Annotated in this window: 7 protein-coding genes and 1 pseudogene; 2 read left to right on the plus strand and 6 right to left on the minus strand. The window is 31.8% G+C overall.

Translation table 11 applies throughout. The features are described from left to right. The 6 genes from V5787_RS08110 to V5787_RS08135 form a co-directional block, all read right to left on the minus strand. The coding region (locus V5787_RS08110) for a transposase (RefSeq protein ID WP_336892745.1) at positions 1-302 on the minus strand (302 nt) is incomplete at its 3' end. Positions 303-549: 247 nt separating this feature from the next. Continuing rightward, positions 550-1,356, minus strand: a complete 807-nt coding sequence (gene lgt / locus V5787_RS08115) for a prolipoprotein diacylglyceryl transferase (protein ID WP_336892746.1) — start codon at positions 1,354-1,356, stop codon at positions 550-552. Next, the gene (gene yidD, locus V5787_RS08120; protein WP_336892747.1) at positions 1,353-1,613 is read right to left on the minus strand and encodes a membrane protein insertion efficiency factor YidD; all 261 of its coding nucleotides are present in this window, start codon (positions 1,611-1,613) and stop codon (positions 1,353-1,355) included. The genes lgt and yidD overlap by 4 nt, the downstream gene beginning before the upstream one ends. Continuing rightward, a complete protein-coding gene (cysS, locus tag V5787_RS08125; RefSeq protein WP_336892748.1) occupies positions 1,610-3,088 on the minus strand; it encodes a cysteine--tRNA ligase in 1,479 nt (492 codons plus the stop codon). Before cysS ends, yidD begins: the two co-directional genes overlap by 4 nt. A 143-nt stretch (positions 3,089-3,231) precedes the next feature. Further along, positions 3,232-3,711: a winged helix-turn-helix transcriptional regulator gene (locus tag V5787_RS08130; RefSeq protein WP_336892749.1), complete on the minus strand. Its 480-nt coding sequence runs from the start codon at positions 3,709-3,711 to the stop codon at positions 3,232-3,234. Between the two features lie 88 nt (positions 3,712-3,799). Further along, complete coding sequence (locus V5787_RS08135; protein WP_336892750.1) at positions 3,800-4,888, minus strand: M14 family zinc carboxypeptidase; 1,089 nt, start codon at positions 4,886-4,888, stop codon at positions 3,800-3,802. A 288-nt stretch (positions 4,889-5,176) separates the two neighbouring features. Here V5787_RS08135 and V5787_RS08140 point away from each other — a divergent pair, with 288 nt between their 5' ends. Next, positions 5,177-5,605, plus strand: a complete 429-nt coding sequence (locus tag V5787_RS08140) for a helix-turn-helix transcriptional regulator (RefSeq protein WP_336892751.1) — start codon at positions 5,177-5,179, stop codon at positions 5,603-5,605. Positions 5,606-5,752: 147 nt separating this feature from the next. After that, positions 5,753-5,842 (plus strand): annotated as a pseudogene (locus V5787_RS08145) (IS1595 family transposase); the annotation flags it as partial.

Consider the following 5,842-nt stretch of genomic DNA (forward strand, 5'->3'; position numbering starts at 1 on the left):
ACCTGTTCTATTGTCATTCCACAGAAATAGCTGAATGACAAACTATCGTTAAGTCTATCTTCTACTTCGTAATCGCTTAAACCATACCAACTTTGCAAAAGACACATTTTAAAAAGCAACAAACCATCATAGCAAGGCTTACCAACCGCACTTTTACCTCTGGAATAGTCCTTGTCTATTATTTTTGAAATTCGATCCCAATCGATAAGAATATTTATTTGACTGAAAAATGTAGCTTTTATCTTTCTTGTGCGTAAATCACAAATGCTATCTGAAAAAGTAGGTGTTATTTGTAGTTTCATGGCTTGAATATACGCCTTAACAAACTAACAAACAATGATATAAAACCTAAGTTTGGATCTTTGTTTTTGTCATGTACCTTGCAACGGTCTTAATATTTCGTTTTTTAGGATTATCAATAATTTTGAATCCTATTTTCATGTTTTTCAGAAAACGACCTCCTAAGTAAAATATATAATTTACTGGCTTAGTTAAAATCGCATCAACAAAGGTAGATCTATCAACTTATACACTCTGATTTTCAGACAACTACTTCTTCTTTCTAAACATAAAATACAATCCTACAATCACTAAAGGAATACTCAACAATTGTCCTGTATTTAAATCCCAATCCCCTCTGTTATCAATCTGAGCTTCTTTTAAGAATTCGACTGCAAAACGCACACTCCATAATGTTGCGAAGAAAAACCCAAACAAATACCCCAATTGCTCTTTCTTATTTGTTTTCCAATACAAATACCACAAACAAATAAAAATAATCAAGTATCCAAAAGCCTCATACAACTGAGTTGGATGTCTTGGGAAATCTTCTCCTAAATTTTTAAAAATGATTCCGAAATTTGTTCCAGTAGGTTTTCCTATAATTTCTGAATTCATCAGATTTCCGATTCGAATAAAGAAGCCAGCAAGAGCAACCCCAATCCCCACTCTATCCAAAATATACAACAGTGGTTTTTTTAGAATCTTTTTGCTATAAAAATACAAAGCAACAATAATTCCAACAGCAGCTCCGTGACTTGCCAATCCAGTAAATCCAGTAAATCGGAATGGATTGAATTTTACAGGTAATAAAATTTCTCCTAAATGATTTTTAAAATATGGCCAATCATAGAAAAACACATGTCCCAACCTCGCTCCTAGTATAGTTGCGATGATCGTATACATAAACAATTTATCAAGTTTTTCTAAGTCAATACCATCTTTGATATAAATTCGTTTCATTAAAGCCAAACCCACACCAAAAGCCAATACAAACATTAAGCTATAATAACGGATAGTAAAAAAACCTAATTCTATCCCCAAAGAAGGTTCCCAAGTAATTGCTGTAAAATTCATTTATTATTATTTTGTTTTTTTATAGATTGTGGAACGGGATCGTACCCACTTCCTCCCCAAGGATGACAACTTAATATCCGTTTAATAGCCAATATTCCTCCTTTTAAAACTCCATGCACCTCCAGTGCCTCAATTGCATAATGGGAACATGTCGGAGAATATCTACACGTAGATGGAATATAAGGAGAAATCATCGCTTGATAAATTCTTACCAAGGCAATAAATGGAAATTTGATTATTTTTTGAAATGATCTCAATTTATACTAAACGTTGTTCCCTCTTTTCCATCTTTCAATTGAATTCCTAAATCGAGTAATTCATCACGAATTTGATCAGACAACCCCCAGTTTTTATTATCTCTAGCCTCTTTCCGTAATCGAATCAATAATTCGACAGTACCATCCAACTTTTCTGAATTATCTTCTAAGGAATCCTCCAGTAGACCTAAAATATCAAATACAAATATATTAAATACGGATTCAAGTTTTTCTAAATCTTCTTTAGTAATTGATTCCTTTTTATCATTAATTAAATGAACATACTTTACCCCTTCAAATAAACATGCAATTAAAACAGGACTGTTAAAATCATCATTCATTGCATCATAACAAGCTTGAATCCATTTCTCCAAATCAAAAGAAGTCACATCCTTAACTTGTAAATCATGTAACATTCCAATAGCATGAATTAATTTTTGATATCCTCTTTCAGATGCTTCTATTGCCAAACTAGAAAAATCTAAATTACTTCTATAATGAGCTTGTAACATAAAAAAACGCGTAACACTAGGGCTAAATGGCTTTCCGAGAATAGTGTTTTTACCAGAAAAGATTTCATCCGGTAAAATATTATTTCCTGTAGACTTCGACATCTTTTGACCATTTAAGGTCAACATATTTGCATGCATCCAATAATTGACTGGGTTTTGACCATTAGAACAATTCGCTTGTGCTATTTCACATTCATGATGAGGAAACTTTAAATCCATTCCCCCTCCGTGTATATCAAACTGCTCGCCCAAATACTTTGTACTCATTGCTGTACATTCTAAATGCCAACCAGGAAATCCATCACTCCAAGGAGATGGCCACCTCATAATATGTTCTGGGCTCGCTTTTTTCCACAAAGCAAAATCCTGTGGGTTTTTCTTTTCAGATTGTCCATCTAATACTCTTGTATTATGAATAGAATCTTCAATATTTCTACCTGAAAGAATCCCGTATTGTTCAGTTTCATTGTATTTTAAAACATCAAAATAAACAGATCCATTTACTTCATAAGCCATTCCTTTACCTAGAATATCTTTAATCATTTCAATCTGTTCAACGATATGCCCAGTAGCAGTAGGCTCAATACTTGGTGGAAGATTGTTGAATTTCTTCAAAACCTCATGAAAATCAACAGTATAACGTTGTACAACTTCCATAGGTTCTATCTGCTCTAAGCGTGCCTTTTTGGCAATTCTATCTTCACCTTCATCTGCATCATTTTCTAAATGACCAGCATCGGTAATATTTCTTACATAACGAACTTTAAACCCCAAGTGTTTTAAATATCTAAAAACCAAATCAAAGGACATAAATGTCCGAACATTCCCTAGATGAACATTGCTATACACTGTTGGCCCACATACATACATGCCTACAGAGCCTTCGTTAATTGGAATAAAAACTTCTTTTTCTTTGCTTAAAGAATTATAAATTTTAAGCGAGTTTTCTTTATATAAATTCATTTTTTTCAAATAGATCTTAGGTGTGTAAAGATATAAACTATTCGCACATTAGAAAAGACATAAACCATAGTTTATTTAAAATTTAAGCATAAAAAAAACGACAAACTCAAAAGCCTATCGTTTCAATATGTTTTAATGCTTTTTTAGTAATCTCTAAAAATAGCGTGCATCATTCTTTTTTTGTCATTGATGCTTTCCTCTAGAGAAATCATAGTTTCAGTTCTATTAACACCAGAAATATCATCTATCTGAAAAATAATATTCTTTGCATCTTCAGTGTTCTTTGCTCTTATTTTACAAAAAATATTAAACTTCCCTGCAGTAACATAAGCAACAGTCACATTAGATATTTTTCTTAAATCCTCAATTACCACTTTTGTCATTGATGTTCGCTCTAGATAAATACCAATATGAGCAATAAAAGCGTACCCCATTTTTTCATAATTCAAAGTAAGCGTAGAACCTTTAATCACCCCTTCTTCTTCCATTTTCTTTACACGAACATGAATCGTTCCTGCAGAAACTAACAACTTTTTAGCAATATCCGTAAAAGGAGTTCTTGCATTATCAATCAACATATCCAAGATTTGGTGATCTACTTCATCTAAATTATAATTTTTCATGTGTTTAATTTTGGGCATAAATAGCTATTGAACAAAAATAATAAAATATTTCTATTAAAAAGGTATACTTGTTACGAAATCTCTAATCTCATCCCTCTACAAGGACCTGATTCTTTAGGTCATACTCTTTATGCCCAATAAAACCTTTTAAATTACCTCTCGCAACCTCTTCTTTCACAAAGACCAACACCCCTTTCTCAACAATATAATCAAACTGCAAAGCAACATCTTCAATTTCACCTTGATCATTTTTTACGTTTCTATAAATGATATCATAACATTTTTTATCATTATTAGGAATATCAAAATAAGGCATGTAATTCGAGTAATCGTTTTTAGAAGAAATAAAATATAACCCCTGAAGCATTGCAAAAAAATTAAACTTTCGCACAATTTCCCTATTATAGTCATCATAATAATGTCCTGCTTCTATCAAAATAGTATTGTGACCCAATTTTTGAAAATTATCACCAGTGGCTGTTGGATAAAACTCATCAGTATACCTTCCGACATGCCTAGGGATCAATTTTGAGAGCAATTTATCCATAGAAACTATAACACTCATCGTTTCCTTTCTTCCGCTAGTTAAAGTACGTTCTAGGTCTTCCGAAGGTGCTAAAAATGATATTGTAGCAGGATTTTTAGTGCCTTCTACATTGAAAATTGTTCGTTGATCATGAAGATTAAAACAAAACTGTGGACTAAACTTATCCAAAACAACTCTAAGAATATTACTTTCTTTAGCTATCCTGGCTACAGCATCTCTATTTAAATCCACCTCATTGCTGTTTACTCTAGTAAACTTATCAGCCCCGTCTGGATTAAGCATAGGAATAAAGACAAGCGTACAGTTACTTAAAATAGAATTTTTAACAAAACTTAACGAATTTGCATCTAATAAAAATTTAAAGAGATCAAAAACAGCTTTAGTACCCGTACTCTCATTTCCGTGCATTTGTGACCAAATCAAAATTTTCATTTTACCACACCCTGTTTTGATTTTATAAATAGAAGTTCCTTTTTCAGAAGTCCCAATGATTTTTTTTTCAAACAAAGCAGAATCTAAACCGTCTATCAATGGCTCAATATCTGGAAACAAAATCCGTCTTCCTTTTAATTTTTTTTCAAGGTTCTCTATATACCAATCTTCGAGTACTTTAATATCAATCATTTTCATGTTACAAATGTAAATAAACCCTTGTTTACATTTGTAACGGGTGCAGAAATCGGTTGTGTTTACATTTATACACAACAAAGTTCACGGATCATTGTGCTTAGTGACGGTAAAAACACTTGCCGTAAACAGAGAGACGAAACGGATTTTGAACTTAGATATAATCTTTGATTACCAGTACTATAAGAATTTTAACTAAAGCTTTAGTTTAATGTATTTGCAGGTATTTATTGAATTATTTTGATATAACAACACGAATGATTACATTTGTAAATTATAAAAACGACTACAATGTTAAACAATACAAGCTTCTCAAATAGATTGAAAAAAGTAATGGATTTTTATCAAATTTCGGCATCTTCCTTCGCTGAAACTATAGAAGTTCCTCGCTCTAGCATCTCTCATATACTCTCAGGAAGAAACAAACCTAGTCTTGACTTCGTATTAAAAACGATTGACACCTATCAAGAAGTAGATCTATATTGGCTACTAAAAGGTATTGGCAACTTTCCTAAATCATCCCCCCTTTCACAAGTCACAAAACAAATCTCAGTAAAAAAAACATCAGAGCAAACCACAAAAGACCAACACGAAATTAAAGAAGACCTGTTTGAAAAAACCAAAAAACCAAAAAACTCAAATAAAACACCCATAGAAAAGGTACTCATATTTTACACCGATGGAACATTTAAAGAATACAATAACCAAGACAATCAATAAACCAGTAAACTAATTTTGAGGAACAATGAGAATCTAGTATAAACAACCAACAAATATTATTTTTGTTTTTTTCATACCTACCTTTAAAATAATTAACTGAGTTAGTCATTTAGTTTCTGTATCTTAGTGTCATTAAATATAACAGATATGGATGTTTTTCAAGGTCAAAATATACTGAGTTTTATAAAAGAACTACCAAATGATGAAGCTTGTAAGGCTTATTTAGCCAAAATAAAA

The organism is Flavicella sp., from assembly GCF_037132785.1.
Classification (GTDB): domain Bacteria; phylum Bacteroidota; class Bacteroidia; order Flavobacteriales; family Flavobacteriaceae; genus Flavicella.